This is a genomic window from Bacillus sp. FSL H8-0534 (assembly GCF_038005885.1).
Taxonomy (GTDB): domain Bacteria; phylum Bacillota; class Bacilli; order Bacillales; family Bacillaceae_G; genus Bacillus_A; species Bacillus_A pseudomycoides.
Map to the genome: position 1 here is coordinate 217,591 of NZ_JBBOUC010000002.1, position 16,913 is coordinate 234,503.

The 16,913-nt window shown below is 32.6% G+C and carries 13 protein-coding genes and 6 pseudogenes; 11 read left to right on the forward strand and 8 right to left on the reverse strand.

Annotated features, from left to right (window positions below):
- The first annotated feature begins 301 nt into the window (after window positions 1–301).
- Together MHH71_RS28065 and MHH71_RS28070 are read left to right on the forward strand one after the other, a co-directional pair.
- A complete protein-coding gene (locus MHH71_RS28065; RefSeq protein ID WP_003202969.1) occupies window positions 302–490 on the forward strand; it encodes a hypothetical protein in 189 nt (62 codons plus the stop codon).
- Between the two features lie 64 nt (window positions 491–554).
- Window positions 555–824, forward strand: a pseudogene (locus MHH71_RS28070) (IS66 family transposase); the annotation flags it as partial.
- 354 nt (window positions 825–1,178) lie between these two features.
- Here MHH71_RS28070 and MHH71_RS28075 read toward each other — a convergent pair.
- The gene (locus tag MHH71_RS28075; protein WP_078211927.1) at window positions 1,179–1,799 is read right to left on the reverse strand and encodes a GNAT family N-acetyltransferase; all 621 of its coding nucleotides are present in this window, start codon (window positions 1,797–1,799) and stop codon (window positions 1,179–1,181) included.
- 158 nt (window positions 1,800–1,957) lie between these two features.
- Window positions 1,958–2,326, reverse strand: a pseudogene (locus MHH71_RS28080) (alpha/beta fold hydrolase); the annotation flags it as partial.
- A 400-nt stretch (window positions 2,327–2,726) separates the two neighbouring features.
- Here MHH71_RS28080 and MHH71_RS28085 point away from each other — a divergent pair.
- The 9 genes and pseudogenes from MHH71_RS28085 (at window position 2,727) to MHH71_RS28125 (ending at window position 10,874) form a co-directional block, all read left to right on the forward strand.
- Window positions 2,727–4,583, forward strand: a complete 1,857-nt coding sequence (locus MHH71_RS28085) for a S8 family peptidase (RefSeq protein WP_006096824.1) — start codon at window positions 2,727–2,729, stop codon at window positions 4,581–4,583.
- Between the two features lie 466 nt (window positions 4,584–5,049).
- Complete coding sequence (locus MHH71_RS28090; RefSeq protein ID WP_006096823.1) at window positions 5,050–5,181, forward strand: hypothetical protein; 132 nt, start codon at window positions 5,050–5,052, stop codon at window positions 5,179–5,181.
- A 76-nt stretch (window positions 5,182–5,257) separates the two neighbouring features.
- Entirely contained in the window at window positions 5,258–5,509 is a 252-nt protein-coding gene (locus MHH71_RS28095) for a hypothetical protein (protein ID WP_006096822.1), read from the forward strand.
- Between the two features lie 145 nt (window positions 5,510–5,654).
- A complete protein-coding gene (locus MHH71_RS28100) occupies window positions 5,655–6,362 on the forward strand; it encodes an IS6 family transposase (protein WP_078211929.1) in 708 nt (235 codons plus the stop codon).
- 150 nt (window positions 6,363–6,512) lie between these two features.
- Window positions 6,513–6,686, forward strand: a pseudogene (locus MHH71_RS28105) (IS6 family transposase); the annotation flags it as partial.
- A 467-nt stretch (window positions 6,687–7,153) separates the two neighbouring features.
- The gene (locus tag MHH71_RS28110) at window positions 7,154–7,810 is read left to right on the forward strand and encodes an amidase domain-containing protein (RefSeq protein WP_006097294.1); all 657 of its coding nucleotides are present in this window, start codon (window positions 7,154–7,156) and stop codon (window positions 7,808–7,810) included.
- 142 nt (window positions 7,811–7,952) lie between these two features.
- Window positions 7,953–8,620: pseudogene (locus MHH71_RS28115) on the forward strand (IS6 family transposase).
- Window positions 8,621–8,947: 327 nt separating this feature from the next.
- Entirely contained in the window at window positions 8,948–9,589 is a 642-nt protein-coding gene (locus MHH71_RS28120; protein ID WP_006097290.1) for a F0F1 ATP synthase subunit alpha, read from the forward strand.
- A gap of 445 nt (window positions 9,590–10,034) precedes the next feature.
- A complete protein-coding gene (locus MHH71_RS28125) occupies window positions 10,035–10,874 on the forward strand; it encodes a YitT family protein (RefSeq protein WP_006097289.1) in 840 nt (279 codons plus the stop codon).
- Between the two features lie 195 nt (window positions 10,875–11,069).
- On the opposite strand, the pseudogene MHH71_RS28130 reads toward MHH71_RS28125, so the two are convergent.
- The 6 genes and pseudogenes from MHH71_RS28130 to MHH71_RS28155 all read right to left on the reverse strand — a co-directional run.
- Window positions 11,070–11,252, reverse strand: a pseudogene (locus MHH71_RS28130) (SunI/YnzG family protein); the annotation flags it as partial.
- A 1,028-nt stretch (window positions 11,253–12,280) separates the two neighbouring features.
- Window positions 12,281–12,511 (reverse strand): annotated as a pseudogene (locus tag MHH71_RS28135) (IS4 family transposase); the annotation flags it as partial.
- Window positions 12,512–12,560: 49 nt separating this feature from the next.
- The gene (locus tag MHH71_RS28140) at window positions 12,561–13,265 is read right to left on the reverse strand and encodes an IS6 family transposase (protein WP_078211931.1); all 705 of its coding nucleotides are present in this window, start codon (window positions 13,263–13,265) and stop codon (window positions 12,561–12,563) included.
- A gap of 275 nt (window positions 13,266–13,540) precedes the next feature.
- Window positions 13,541–14,587: a zinc-dependent alcohol dehydrogenase gene (locus tag MHH71_RS28145; protein WP_033799386.1), complete on the reverse strand. Its 1,047-nt coding sequence runs from the start codon at window positions 14,585–14,587 to the stop codon at window positions 13,541–13,543.
- The gene (locus MHH71_RS28150) at window positions 14,565–15,512 is read right to left on the reverse strand and encodes an inositol monophosphatase family protein (RefSeq protein WP_033799387.1); all 948 of its coding nucleotides are present in this window, start codon (window positions 15,510–15,512) and stop codon (window positions 14,565–14,567) included. The genes MHH71_RS28145 and MHH71_RS28150 overlap by 23 nt, the downstream gene beginning before the upstream one ends.
- A complete protein-coding gene (locus tag MHH71_RS28155) occupies window positions 15,509–16,783 on the reverse strand; it encodes an aspartate aminotransferase family protein (RefSeq protein ID WP_018783204.1) in 1,275 nt (424 codons plus the stop codon). The genes MHH71_RS28150 and MHH71_RS28155 overlap by 4 nt, the downstream gene beginning before the upstream one ends.
- Window positions 16,784–16,913: the final 130 nt, after the last annotated feature.

The window sequence follows — 16,913 nt, forward strand, 5'->3', positions numbered from 1 at the left end:
GTCAGGGTTTATTTGATATGCCTACTTTTATAACTTCTATAAAAGATTATAAAAAACTAAGTGGAAAGACCGCATTTTGTACAAAAATATACTTTAAGTTGATGGATGTGGGGTACAACCACATCACTATCAAGCTAAGACTGCATTAGGAAATTTTCAGGGGAGTTTTTTTGCTTTTTATAGGGGATCAGTGTAGATTATTTAAAAATTCGCATACGAAATAAACCCTAATTAAAATAGGTATTACTACCATAATGGGTATTGTATGAAAAAAATATTTTATGAAAGCAAGTGAAGAAAAATGAATAATAAATTAATTCAACGTAAATGGGCATTAGTTGTAGCAATTTTGTTTACAATATCATCTATTATGCAGCTAGCAGGAGGAGATATTAAGGGCGGTCCTTATGGAAAGGGACAGTTATTGGCATATTTTTTAATCCCAATATTATTTTATGTTTTGGCATTTAAAAAGAAGAAAGAAAAATAACTTCAAGACAATCTGAACTAGTGGCTTATAGTCGCTAGTTTTTTGATGTTTCTACTCTGTTGAAGCTTTTTTATTAGACGGTCGTTTAGAAATCGATAACAACAGAAGTGAACGTTCTATTAAACCATTTGTGATCGGGAGAAAAAATTGGATGTTCTCAAATACACCGAGAGGTGCTAGAGGAAGTGCCATTATGTATAATGTGGTTGAAACCGTAAAAGAGAACAATTTAAGCCCCTATCATTATCTTCTATATTTGTTTGAAACGCTCCCAAATATCGATTCAAACAATAAGGCCTCACCATACATGCCCATCAACTTAAAAATTTTATAATCCCCCAAAAACAAAAAAAATTGTACATTTTCACATGAAGATGTCAATTTTCTCGTTTTGGGGGTATTTGTATTTCTTAGCTTGATAGCGATGGGGTACCGCCAGTATTTCGGAAAAAAACCACGCTAAGAGCATGTAAGATTTTATACAGTTTTTCGGCTAATCCAGTAACAAACGAGAACCCTAAAACCATGCCAGGATAGGAATGTATAAAAAAATGCATAGATCCATAGAACAAAAAAAGGAGGATCCTTTGTGAGAGTAGGGATCCTCCTTGTCCTTGCTATCGATAATGAGACGTTATGTCTACTAATCTCGTATAGAACATACATGAAAAAACTGTAAAAACTATTACTAAATCAAATCACGATCTCCATTAACAAACTTTGTAGTTTCGTTCCCGTATAATACTTTCTTTGGATTTATAACTATAATTAAAACCGCAACTATTAAATAAAAAATTGCATTATACATAATTAATTCAATTAATTGTCCATTTATTATGCCTATAAAAAAATTAAAGAAAAAGTGGATGATCATTGGAATAATTAAATTTCGATTTAAATTATAAAATGTTGTTTCAATCCGATTTAAATCTAATTCTTGAAATCCAAACTTTATTAGTTCTTCTAAAGCTTCGACGATAACTCCTTTTCCCCAATATAGTGGATTAATAACAGCTCCTAAAGAAGCACTATTATGTGATAATTTCCAGATGCCACAGGTTCCAATAACTTTCTGATCATCCTTAAAAATAATAGACCATATGAAGGACTTACCTTTCTTAGCTGTTTCAATCGTATTTTCTAAAAAAATACGAGTTTCATCTTTATTTTTGTGTACCTCTCGAGGTACATATGTAGTTGTTTGAAGATCTGAATAGACTTCAAATAAATCATCTAAATCATGAAAATCTAGTTTTTTTAATAAAAGACGCTTTGTTTCTAATTTTGGGATTTCATATGTATTTTCCATACTCTCACCTCAGTTAATCGTTATTTTTATATTATATATCTTATTCATGTGAAGTTTACATAACCCAACTTATCGGTATTCAATGTATCTAAAAAACTCCTTCAGTTTGCTTGCTGAAGGGGTTTCGTATTTACATAATTGTCGTTAGCGGAAGTTAATTATACGATCTGAAGAACCTTTTTGACCGCATTTATTACATATTGTGGCTCATCCTTTTGGATATAGTGTCCACTGTTAGGTGCTATAACCAAGGAACTATTTGTTGATAAATTCAATAATTCCTCTTGCATATGCAACCATAAGTTTTGTGCATCAGTGGAATAAAAAGCTTTTTTTCCTGCAGAAAGAATAATAACGTTTGTATCTATAAGTGTTTTTCTGTGTAATCGTACTTCTTCCAGACTCTTCATAAACTGATCATATGTACTTTCATAAATAAATTGTTTATTATAAGCTTCTTGGAAATCTGAAGGCATGATGGGAAGAAATCGTTCTCTATAGTCCTCTGGGGTTGAATCTACAAGGATATAGGGGATGATTCATACATACAAGGTTAAAAAATACGCGTATCAAATAAACCCTGACTTCATAAACGGGCGCAATTGTATAGAAACACGGGCAGAAAATGATTAAACTTTTTTATAAAAACTGTACACACAATCCCAAAGAAAGAGTCGATTTTGATCAATCTTTTTTCAAAATCGATTCTTTTTGTGTACCATAGAATGTGAGTTTGTAAGAGGTTTTTGATCAAACTTTATTCCAAAGCAACAGATGTATAAAGTAATTATGAAAAATTGCATATATAAATAAATTGAAGTTATTTTAGATACTCATTATAATTTATTTAGTATACAGCTTAGTACGTAATTATTTTGATATTTTTATAGGAAAATGTTTGAAAATAAAAAAGTAGAGGGAAAATGAATGAAAATTTTTAAAGGAATGCTAGTGTCTACACTAGCAATTACAGCTTTTACGGGATTAGGAAAGACTTCTCATATAGTGAGTGCCGCTTCAAACAATTCAGTAGTACAGCAAAAAGAAGCTAATGTAGAAGAAAAAGAAGAAAAGCAAATCATTGTAAAGTTTAAAAATGAAATCAATTTACCGTATGAGGATGGTATAGAAAAGCGAATAAAACATGAAAAAAATGATAGAGTACTAGAAGACTTTTTTTTCGAATTCTCAGATTTAACATTAACTCGCTTATTTACATCTGTAAGTCCTGAAGAAATTCAAAATCTAGATGAACGTACACAAACATCCGATAATAATTCATCTGCTAATTTATTAAACTATTATACACTTCAAATTCCTAAGGGTGTACAAGCAGAAAATTTACTGGAAAAGCTAAAAAAATCTTCCCTAATAGAAGATGTATATATTAACGAACCGCAAAAATTAACACCACCTGAAATACAGATACCTAATTTATCCCTTAATCCATCTGATGATCCTAGATTTAAAAGCCAAGGGTATCTTACAGAAGCACCATCTGGAATCAATGCACCTTATGCATGGGGTATAAAAGGCGGAGATGGAAAAGGTATAACATTTGTAGATATGGAGTATGGATGGTTATTAAATCAAGAGGATTTAATAAATCAAAATATTAAACTTATGTCTGGACAGAATTTAGATCAGCACGTTGGTCATGGGACTTCAGTATTAGGAATTGTTTCAGCGGAAGATAATAATATAGGTAATATTGGTATTACACCAAAAGCTACAGTAAAGGTAATATCTCAAATAAGAGATAATGGTCAGTATAACACAGCAGATGCCATATTAAGCGCTGTAAATAATTTAAACGCTGGTGATGTTTTATTATTGGAGGCACAAGCATCTTATGATGGATATGGCAAGAATTATTTACCAGTTGAAGTGCGACCAGAAGTATTTGATGCCATTCGTACTGGAACGGATAAAGGAATCGTGATTATCGAGGCTGGAGCAAATGGTTCAAATGACTTAGACAAATTTAAAGATAGAGATGGAAAACAAGTCTTAAATCGTAATAGCAAAGATTTTAAAGATTCAGGTGCAATCATGGTCGGAGCTGGTTCATCAACTGTTCCTCACGGACGTTTATGGTTTTCAAATTATGGAAGTCGAATTGATGTATATGGATGGGGTGAAAATGTAGATACAACTTCTGCGGAACCAAGTAGAAATCTTAAAAATTTATATACGTCTAGCTTTAACGGTACATCGAGCGCTTCACCAATTATTGCTGGTGCAGCCACTTCCATACAAAGTATCGCTAAGGAACACTTGGGTCAACCTTATAAACCAAGTGAGTTAAGAAACATCTTAAGTAACTCAAGCACAGGAACACAATCTAAAGATCCATCTTTCGATAGAATTGGTGTTTTACCAGATTTAAAAGCTATATTGTCAAAATTAGGATTCCAACCAAATGGAGAAGATACAGCTTCAAAACACCCGCAAGAACAAGAGCCAAATAACCAACATATACAGGCAAATCCGTTAACCTTCAATACGACTATTGAAGGAAATCTTAACGACGATGATAACGTAGATGTCTATACTTTTACGGTTAATTCACCGCAAAATATAGATATTTCCCTATTAAATGAAAAACAGATTGGAATGACATGGACACTTTATCACGAATCAGATCTACAAAACTTTGTAGCATATGGGCAAAATGAGTCTAATATCATTAAAGGAAAATACAACGCGAAACCAGGGGAATATTATTTGTATGTCTACAAATATGAAAATAAAAATGGGTCGTATGTATTAAATGTAAAATAGATTTTATGTATATGCATACATGAAGCAAAAGGAACTCTCTAAATGAACTGTACCCCAATTGTTAGACGTAACTAATAATTGGGGTACAGTTTTTTATGGGGTTCAGCCGAGATACATGGAAAAAAGGTTATAGGGATACATTATTTACCAAAAAACGTTTTTTGAGCGTATTTGTAACACAAACGATTATTTTTGGGACAATCGGATATCAATCAATTTTCGCTGTTTTTTTGCTGAGAAATTCCCCAAAAATTCACTTTAGAAACTATGTCCTAAAAATGTACGTTTTAGATTTCTTGTATGTAGTTTTAAGTGATCCTTTTAATATATCTGTAAAAGTATACCTTTATAAACATAACTTGTATCCCTATAAAATCAAGGATTATCACGTTTATAAATATGATCGAAAACATTTATAAACTTCTTAGCGTACAATTTTCTCGAAATAATATGGAATGTAGTTTCAGTGAAAGTTGATGTAGATGCAAAAGAAGCTAACGAAAACATTAAGAAATTAACTACTGCAGCTAATGAGTGTGTTGAAGCGTTAGAACGATTAGAAAAGAAACCATCCTCTTTAGAGCTGTCACTTCGGTGATGGCTTTTTGTTCATTTGAATAAAAGGATAATTATGGTTTTTGTTGAATGAATAGATTGGGAAAGGTGGAGAAATTATGCAATATAGAGAAATGTTGAAAGAATTAGCGGTAGGGGGAATATATATCGAAAAACAAATTTCTAATTTGTTATGTACTAATAGAAAAGAATTAACTATTTTATGCGATTCTGTAACAAAGTTCGGTGAATCTGAAACAGAAAGATTTCAAGTGATAGGTAAATATGAAATATATGTTCATAAAAGTCAAGGTTACTCTTATCATGCACCATCAAAAAAGACAATGGTTTATGTTATAGAAAAGATTTAAAAGCATCCAAAACGGGATTTGCATACAAATCGATTTATCTTGTACAATAATACGGTTCTGGTGCAAAAACTTCAGGGCAATTGCAAATAATCTCTAAATCTTGGACATACTGATACTATTACTCTAAAAAAGGTGTGTGATCGGTATGAAAAAGGAAAATTTGTTCAAATGGAAGCATTATCAACCTGATATGATTTTATTAACTGTGAGATGGTACCTACGGTACAACCTCAGTTTTCGGGATTTGGTAGAAATGATGGAGGAACGAGGTTTGTCTATTGCTCACACCACCATTATGCGTTGGGTGCATCAATATGGACTTGAATTAGACGAAAGAGTACGATGTCATCTTAAGACGACAAATGATTCCTGGAGAGTCGATGAAACGTATGTGAAAATAAAAGGTCAATGGATGTATTTATATCGCGCAGTAGATTCAAAAGGAAACACCATTGATTTTTATCTAAGTGAATCAAGAGATAAACAAGCAGCCAAGCGCTTTTTCAAGAAAGTCTTGGCTGCTTCTCATATTTGTAAACCTCGTGTTATAACAGTAGACAAGAACCCAGCCTATCCCGTAGCGATTCAAGAGTTAAAAAAAGAGAAACGTATGCCTGAAGGCATACAAATAAGGCAAGTTAAATATCTCAATAATATAGTGGAACAGGATCACCGTTTCATTAAGAAATGTGTACGTTCTATGTTAGGATTCAAGTCGTATGAAACAGCCACTTCTATATTGAGCGGCGTTGAAGCCATGCATATGATGAAAAAAGGACAACTTAACCTACAGGTGAAATCTGCTCAAAATGAAGTTGGGTTCATACATAAGTTGTTTAGAATTGCATCATAATCTGTCATTGAATAGGCCATGTAGGTTCTATATCTCTATCAAACGGTTTTTGCACCAGAACCCAAATTTTTCTTTTCCATACCGATCACACACCTTTTTAGAGTAATAGTATCAGTATGTCCAAGTTTTATAGATTTTTTGCACCAGAACCATATCAAGCGACGTTTTTCCCAATCCGCAGGATTTCAAAATCTTCGTCATGCTTCACGTACCTTGAAAGGAATCGAAACCATTCATGCTATATATAAACAAAACCGCCGTTTGCGACCAAACTGCGGTTTTTCAACGTACAATGAATTGCAAAAGTTACTTACAATTGCTTGAGATTCAATTGCGCTCAACCTAAATTTTTATCTCTTAAGAAACTCTGCACCAGAACCTTTTGGTGCATATTCATAAGAAGCACGTCACCCTTTCTCATTAATATAAGAGAATGGTAACGTGCTTTTAACTACAAGAATAGTCCAAATCCTTAAGTTAATGGATGTGCGGCTGGACCCCAAAATAATGTTTATGAGGAATTATAATAGAATTAAATGGGTTATTATTTATAACAATTGTTTCTCAACTTTTTTTAAAAGGTTTCTCCGTTAATTTGCAGAAAAATTTACAATATTAGGTTTATTGTAGAATATAAAAATGACCCGTATTTAATAAATTTTATTTCGGATTAACATAAATAGCCTATTAAAAAAATAAAACAAAGGAATCTCTTAATTATATAAAATGTACGCGATATCACTAACACAATATAGTTAAATTCAAAAAATCAACAGTAAGGAGAGGTTTGTATGAAATTTAAGAAAAAAATAATGTGCACAACATTATTTTTTGGTATTTTGGTCACTCAAAATCCGCTAGACAGTACAATTGCTTTAGCATCAACAATAGATAATTATCAAAAAAGCCAAGATGAATTAGCTACTAATAACTTAAACGAAAATCAACAACTTAATATAAAAAATGCATTAGATTATGTAAATAACTGGTGGAATAATAGGAATCCTGATTATGCAAAATGGGATCCAAATGATTGTATGAATTATGTCTCTCAAATTCTAAAAGCTGGCGGAATAAAAGAAACACTTCCATCAACTATACAACCTTCAGGAATTGATTCAAATAAAAATTACTGGTACAGCAAAAAACAAAGAGATAATATTTTTACTGAATCTAGCACATGGATAAACGTCGAAGATTTTTATACCTTTTGGAGTAAAACTCAAAAAGTAATTACACCAGATAAATTAAATATTATGAGAGATATTGAAGTTGGAGATGTTATACAACTTCAAAAAAAATCAGGAGGAAGTTACTATCATGCAATGTTTGTAGTAAAAAAGGATTCAGAAACTGTTTATTTAACAGGACATACTAACGATAGAGAAGCTTTAGATATTAGAAATATACAAGGAGATAATTTCCGAGTAATTAAATTTTCTAGGTAAGAATCACGGTTCTGGTGCAAAAAATTAGAAATATATGGAAGCAATCTCCCAAACTTGGACATACTGATACTAGTACTCTAAAAAAGGACGTGATCAGTATGAAAAACAAAATCTATTCAAGTGGAAACATTATCAACCTGATATTATTTTATTAACCGTAAGATGGTATCTACGATACAACCTCCGTTTTCGTGATTTAGTCGAAATGATGGAAGAACGCGGGCTATTTATTGCTCATACAACCATCATGCGCTGGGTTCATCAATATGGCCCTGAATTAGATGAGCGATTAAGGTGTCATCTTAAGACAACCAATGATTCTTGGCGAGTTGATGAGACGTATGTGAAGGTCAAAGGTTAATGGATGTACCAGTATCGTGCTGTCGATTCGAAAGGAAATACCATCGATTTTTACCTAAGCAAAGCAAGAAACCATAAGGCTGCAAAGCGATTCTTCAAGAAAGCTTTGCAGTCTTTTCATATTTCTGAGCCTCGTGTCGTGACAGTCGATAAGAATCCAGCTTATCCTATAGCAGTTGAAGAATTAAGAAAAGAAAAGAAAAAAAGATGCCATTAGGCATCCAACTAAGGCAAGTGAAATATCTCAATAACATAGTGGAACAAGATCATCGGTTTATTAAAAAGCGAGTTCGTTCGATGTTAGGATTCAAATCATTCCGTACAGCCACTTACATACTGAGTGGCATAGAAGCGATGCATATGATGAAAAAGAAGCAACTTCATCAAGGGGGAAAATCTGCCCAAATTCAAAAAGATTTCATTGATAAATTGTTTGGTATCGCATCATAATCTGTAATTTAGTAGGAAATTCAGGTCCTACTTTTTTTATAATTTATTTTTGCACCAGAACCCTTTTTTTCGAGTTATTCTGAGAAAAAATCCTATACTATTTTTGTTAAGAACGAGAATTGAGATAAGTATATAAGATGGTTTGTTTCGGGATAAATAGCGAAATATCTAGAAGTAATTTGTATAAATCTAAGTATATTCAATACGCAATATGCAGGATTGCATGAGAAATATAGTTGCTATTTTCATAACCTGTAACCATAATGGTTACAGGTTGATTATATCCAATCAAACAACTAAAATCATCATGAATGGAGATGTTACATAATGGGTATGAAAAAAATAATTTTAGCTGGAGCTTTAGGTATCACAGCATTATCAGGAACGAATTTACCAGGATTAGAAGCAACAAAAGCGAGTGCTGCTTCTATTGAATCGAATTTCTCGACGTTAGAAGGACGAGTAGTAGAAGTGGATAATGGAGTGATTGTCGTAAAATCTAAGCAATATGAGGAACCTGTTAGTGTTTATATTGATTCACTATCAAATGTGAAAGTAGGAGATGAAGTAAAAGCTACTGGATCTATGATGCGTAATTTTACAGAATATATGGTTGCAACTGCAGTTGAAAATACTTCAAATAAGTTAGGTATGCACATGAAAGAAGATGGCTCACCTGATTATGTGATTGGGGAAGTATCAAAAGTAGCAACGATGGAGGATGAGGTAGAAGGTTCTACTAAATATGTCGTTGTTCAGTATCCATCGGTAAATGGGAAGAAAGCTATTATTGATGTGTACTTAACAAAGGGACAAGTATTTAATACGGGTGAGAAAGTAAAAATTGATATGAAGTATGTAGGTTGGGGCGGAATTTCTATTAACTGGAACACAACGGATCATATCGAAAAAGTTCATGAAGCAAAGAACAACATTGAAAATAATGATGATGTATGGATCTGGTCTTAATAAGGCGAATAAAAGTCGTTATTTGCGATTTATTCCAAACACAAATGTATAAACCGAATGTATGTAAAGTAAGAACAAAATAAATAACGTATCATGCAGTACCCATCTAATTATCATGTGTATGACAATTAGATGGGTACTTTTTTATTTACTCTACAATTAGGACAATCTATGGCCTCGCATATTTGTTTTTTATTCGAAGTTTGTGCGATTCAGTGTTCATATTCATTTTCAAGCGTGAATTGCATGTAAAATCGAAACTTTATCTGCAGTACATAATAAATAATTTTGTTTTACTGTTTTAATTACATGTGGTTTTAGAATAAAGTTGGATGAAAATCCTATATTAAAATAAAAACAGACCACTGTTCGATTTAAATGTTCCACGATATAATGATGAGAGTTTATGCCTAAATAAATATTTATATAAGAAGTGAGGTATTGTATGAAAAACAGAACCACAGACATTATTTTTATTATTATTGGTGCATTTCTTTTCGCGTTAGGTGTGAATTTGTTTGTTATCCCGAACGAGCTTGGTGAAGGAGGAGTAACGGGTATCACGATTATTACCTACTATTTATTTGAGTGGTCACCAGGCTTAGTTAACTTAATTCTAAATGCGATTTTGTTAATAGTTGGCTATAAATTTTTGAATAGGGTAACAACAATTTATACAATCATTGCTGTAGTTACTAACTCGTTATTTCTTCATTTGACAGAAGGTTGGAATATTGCTTCGAATGAAATGCTGGTAAATGCCATTTTTGGAGGAGTATTTATAGGGTGCGGGATTGGTCTAATTATTCGGGTTGGTGGAACAACAGCAGGTACTACCATCTTAGCAAGGATGACACATAAGTACTTAGGCTGGAGCATTAGCTATGGTCTATTGTTCTTCGATTTAATAGTTGCTTTTTCATCTTATTTCATCATTGGTGCGGAAAAGCTGATGCTGACAATTATTATGCTATATGTAGGAACTAAAGTGATGGAATTTGTAATCGAAGGTTTGAATCCAAAAAAGGCCATTACGATTATTTCTGATAAACCGAATGAAATTGCCAAACAGGTGACTACATCAATGGACAGAGGAGTTACCGTATACTCAGGTCATGGCTATTACACTAAAACCCCAAAGGACATTCTTTATATTGTTATTAATAAGCAAGAAGTAATAAAGCTAAAACGGATTGTTCAATCTACTGATCCGAATGCTTTCATCGCCATACACGATGTTCGTGATGTGTTCGGAGAAGGATTTGTAGATATTTCTAAGGCTTAATAAGAGGTTGATTTTAAAGAATTAGAATTTGTTTTTAAAAAGGCAGAAAATGATCAATCTATTTTATAAAAATAAATCCTAATGCTAAAATATGAGAATCTATTTTGATCAATTTTTATTCAAAATAGATTCTTTTTATTTATCGTAAAATGATGGCTTGTTGGGTATTATTTATCAACCTTTATTCCAAAGCTACATTACCACACGATCTGTTGTACCGTATGCTGTTCTAATGCGGAGTACATCTGGTTCTTCAACACCAGCATACGTAGTAGCTATGGTAACCTCAATAATTTCACTTAATGGATTTTGAATCTTAGCTAATTGTCATGAAATAATTAATTCTTCATTTGTTTTTTTGACATCGATACCTAGCATGTTTCCAAGGTCTTTCTGTATTAGTGTCATTAATCTACGATACAAAAGTACCATTTTAATAGAAAAATAAATTACATAAATTACATAAATTACATAAAATGAGGTACCTGGATTCTAGTTATAAAAAATTAAAACTGAACTTTATTAATATAATCATATTCCTCATTGTATTCCCATTGTATTGTGTATCACAGTAAAAATGTTCAATAAAATAGAATGCTTTTTCTTTGTAGAAATACGCACAAGCTAATTTTTGTAGTGGAATGTATATGAACACAAGTAAGTGGCTACTTGTCGAATTAGGCAGTTTGTCTCAAAAATAATTCTGTATATTTACAAACAAATACACATGGTCATGTAAGGGGATACTTTCTGTCATTGGAAAACCACTGATATAAAGGAGTTTTAAAACACATACTTTTAATTAGTTTACATAAGAAATCTTATCGGTAGTTATAAAATGAGTGGAATTCCTTATCTCAAAATGTATATATATATTGTGTTATTGAGATAAAAAGAGGAAATTGTTCCTTTTTAAATTATGTTTATAAATAACATTATAATGTAGACTTCTCTAGTGTGCCTGTTAGATAATTATTTAAATAAGACTTAATATTGTGAAATTAAATTCTCTTTAAGTGCTAGTATTTATTTTGAGTTAAACTTTGTATATATCTCATAATAAAGAGTATTCTTAGATTTTGAGATAAAAGACAAAAATACTAATTTATGTGCCTCCCCTTCTTAATAAAATTAACAATAATTTTCCATTGTTGGACTAGAGTTAAATTTGGTTATATGTATTAAAAAAGGAACCCACATGGGGTCCCTTTTTTTAACTTTCACTCTTTTTCAAAAGGTGCATATTTGCACTATATTTATTATAGGGGTTTAATATCATGCCCATCAAGCTAAGGTTGAGTATTTCATGAACTTCCGTTCCTGTTGCCTACATGCTTGATATTTTGTTTATTTGTTTTTAAAAATACGTATTCCAAATAAACCTTGATAAGGTGTGTTTTTAAAGGTTATGCAGTTTTCTGCTTTAGATTGGATACAGTGCACTGATAAACAACGTCTAAAATATCAAAAACTGTCTTTTTCTCATATCGGTGAGATTTTCGTCCGTTTTTCTGTAAGAGGTCAAACAGACGAAGAAAAATTTTCGATACTTCTTGGGTGTCTTGTTGTATAGCTTCATATACTAAGTACAGATGATCTTGAATCATATAAATTGTTTTATATTCGGTTCTGGTGCGAAAATGTTAGTTAGAAACATAGAGTAACAATTTCCTCTATATTTCTAGCTTATGAAGATAAACCAAATAATTTATGAATAAATTGTTTTTGATTTTGGACAGACTTGTTCTGAACAAGTTGTCGTTTTTTCATCATATGCATGGCTTCGACACCACTCAATATAGAAATTGCTGTTTTAAATGACTTGAATCCTAACATAGAGTGAACTCGCCTTTTAATAAACCGGTGATCTTGCTCCACTATGTTATTAAGATATTTCACTTGTCTAATTTGGATGCCTTCTGGCATCCTTTTTTCTTCTTTTAACTCTTCAATTGCTACAGGATAAGCGGGGTTCTTATCTACTGTTATCACGCGGGGTTTAGAAACGTATGAAAAAGCCAAGGCTTTCTTGAAAAAGCACTTGGCTACTTGTTTATCTCTTGATTTACTTAGATAAAAATCAATGGTATTCCCTTCTGAATCAACGGCACGATATAAATACATCCATTGCCCTTTCACTTTAATATAAGTTTCATCGACTCTCCATGAATCATTTGTTGTTTTAAGATGATGTCGTACTTTCTCTTCTAATTGAGATCCATATTGATGAACCCATCGCATAATCGTTGTGTGAGCTATGGATAAGCCTCGTTCCTCCATCATTTCCATTAGGTTACGGAAGCTCAAATTGTACCGTAGGTACCACCTTACTGTTAATAAGATAAGTTCCGGCTGATAATGCTTCCATTTGAACAAATTTTCCTTTTCCATATCGATCACACACCTTTTCTAGAGTAATACTATCAGTATGTCCAAGTTTAGGAGATTACTTGCAAAAGTTTTAGAGTTTTTGCACCAGAACCTAAATTCTCATCTAAAATTTGTACAGTAGTCAAAACAATGATTTTAATCTATTGATATACTCTTTAAAAGGTCGATATATAAAACTCTCTGGACATCCAGATTCTCCTGATGATGAGATAAAAGTGGGAAGGAAAATTATTATTTTCATTGAATTTATAAAACAAATAGCTGGTTAATATTTCTTAGATACGATTAGGTTCAGAGACTAAAATTGTTTTAATGGAATTAATATCTTTTCTTTCATTAGTAGTTGGATCAAACCCCATTAAGTTACCAATAGCTGTATCAAAATTTTCAAGTGCTACTTTTTCCGTAATTAAATTCGATAATTCTGGAAGGTCTATAGCGCAGGATAAAGCCTTTTCCATCATATGATGTGCTTCTCCAGTTCCAATAATTGTAATTCCTTTTGATAGTAATTCAAACGGTTTAACTTTGAACTCATAGGTATCATCAAACCCCATCGGAATAAGCCTTCCACCTTTTTCAATAAGCGGATATGCCCAGTCTAGTTGATTACCTATGGCATCAAAAATTACATCGAACTTTCTTCCTTGATTAATTCGGTAGATTTCTTCTAAGGTGAGTTTTTGCGGATGATATACATATTTGGTTATTTTTCGTGCAGCTTCTGTTCTAAAGGGACCAATTTCTGTGGCAACTGTAATTCTAGAAAGTTTTCGAGTAATCATCTGAACTAACAGTCCAATCGGTCCAGACCCTAAAACTAGAACGGAGTCATCTGGTTTTATATTAGCTTTTTCTATAACGCTAAGGACACATGAAAGAGGTTCAATTAATGTAGCTCTCTCCCATTCCATTGATTCAGGTAATTTGTAAATAAATCTATCTTCTCCAACATAATATTCTCCAAAAGTCCCATGAGAACCGATTCCTAGCTGCCATTCATCGAACTCTTCGCAATAGCATGTTAAACCTTTTCTACAGTAATAACATTTCCCACAAAACTGAGTAGGATCAATTACGACACGATCTCCTACCGTTACATTTCTAACCTCTTCCCCTATTTCCACTACGACTCCAACCGATTCATGTCCCATAACCATATTTGGAGCAGCATACATCTTCCCTTTTAGTACATTCAAATCGGTCCCGCAAATCCCAGTACCATAAATCCTGACTTTTACGTCATTATTTTTTTGTATTTGAGGTTCTTCCACTTCTTTATATTCTAATGTTTTATTTTCAGTCCATACCAATGCCTTCATACTTTTCCTCGCTCCGTTTCCAATTAATTTGTTCCAATAAATTTTGGTGTAATTCTTTGGTAGAAGCTGCTATACATGACTGCTGGTTAATATAACTGAGATCTGTTAAAAGAGTTTCATCTAAAGAATTACCATATGCGTCAGTAATAATAACTCCTGCTTTTTTCGCTAGAAACACACTGGCAGCTATATCATATGGAAAGAGGTGTAAGACTTGACCATTTCCTACTCTTTGAAAATCTGGTAACAAATCTGGATAATCTTTTAGAAGTCTATTCCCGATATCTACATATGCATCCATTTGACCTGTAATAATTCGTGAAATAGAATAAGATGCACTATTAAATATAAATACGCCACCATTATTTGCTGACTCATCGATCAGATGTCCATAAGATTCAATCATTAAGTTAGTAGGATGACCATTAAACTCAAAACTCCAAAACATATTCTTAATGTCTTTGTCCTGGCTTAAGTTTGGTAATTGGCTATTATAGCCTTCAAATTCTATAGAATTTGAAAAAATATCACTATACATGTAATTACCTGTTTTAAGTTCCATTAGAAACGCATATTCAATATCTTTAATTTTAGAATTGTCTTTGTATTTTGCTAGAGCAATAGAAATACAAGACATTTCAAGTCCTGCAGCTGCAGGACGAGTACCATCAATCGGATCTACAATTAAAATATATTGTGGATTTTTTCCAAAAATCTTAAGACCACCATCTTCAGTATAGAATGCAACAGGTTCTTTCTTATCTGATATATAATCAAGGACCGCATTTTCTGCTGCAGTATCAATATTAAACTGTGCATCTCCACCTGGAGAGTATCCATTAACTATACGGTTTTTCAAAGTTCCCTTTTGATTTTTCACCTTATTATATACGTATTTTCCTAACTCAATAATATAGGTTTTCACTTGATTTCCTCCAATAGATGAGTTAATTTATAACACAGTTCTTCTGCCTCACTTAGAGTAATAGTAAGAGGTGGACGAATTTTAAACACATTCCCGTAGCCATATCTAGATGTTCTGATAATTATGCCATGATCCATAGCACGTTTTGCAATATGATTTGTAAGTTCAACATCAGGTTCATTATTATCTTTTACTATTTCAACCCCAATCATTAAACCTACACCTCTTACATCTCCAATAAACTTAAATCTTTCTTTCATTTTTTCTAAACGTTCCATAATATAATTTCCAACCACAGTCACATTTTCCAAAAATCCAGGTCTTTGTAATATATCAATTGTGGTACATGCTGCTGCAGATGCCATTACATTCGATCCATAAGTAAAAGAATGATGGTGACCAGGCATACCCACATACTTCTCTTCAGTAAGGATAGCTGCAACTTGGAATCCAGTTCCACCTAAACCTTTAGCTACTGTCATCATATTAGGTTGTACATCAAAGTAATCAGCAGCAAACATTTTACCTGTTCTACCAAATCCCGTTTGTATCTCATCAAAAATTAATGCAATATCGTGTTCTTCACATAATTTTTTCAACGATTTGAAATATCCCTTAGGTGGAACAATATTTCCTCCATTTCCTGATATCGGCTCAACCATAATAGCTGCAACATTCCCTGTACTTGCATATTCAATAAAATCATTAATTCTCTCGACACACAACATTCCACAAGAATCAGATTTTTGATTGTAAAAACAACGCAGGCAATAAGGATCTGGGACTTGCAATCCAAAGGAAAATTGAGGTGGGAATGGTTCTCTTCGAAAAGCATTTCCTGAAAGGGCTGACATCATATATGTTTGTCCCAAATGGCTGCGGAATAAAGAAATAACATCACGTTTCCCAGTATTGTATTGTGCCATTTTAATAGCGCCTTCATTCGCCGCTGAGCCACTGCTAACTTTTGGGTGTGCCCTTGTGAGATTGCTAGGAGCAATTTCAACAAGTTTCTCTGCTAATTTATTTACAGGGTCTGTTTGATAAGATGAAGTAACATGAATCAGATTATCCATTTGATTTTTTACTACATCAATCACTTCTTTATTGCTGTATCCTAAATTCAAATTAAATGTAGCTGATGCGCAGTCAAAATATTTATTTCCATCCTGATCGTAAAGGTAGATACCTTCCCCTCTCTCCATAACGACATTGTCTACTTTGTAATACAGACTGTCAGGGTTTGTTAAACTTTTAACTTTACCATTCATTTTTACAACACTCCTATTATTTTAGTAATGTTAAAATTTATGTGTTAGGGGGCCCAACCTAACTAATAATGGATTATGACTGTATTTACTATGCACCACAATTTGAAAATTGTTATTAAATAACAGTCTC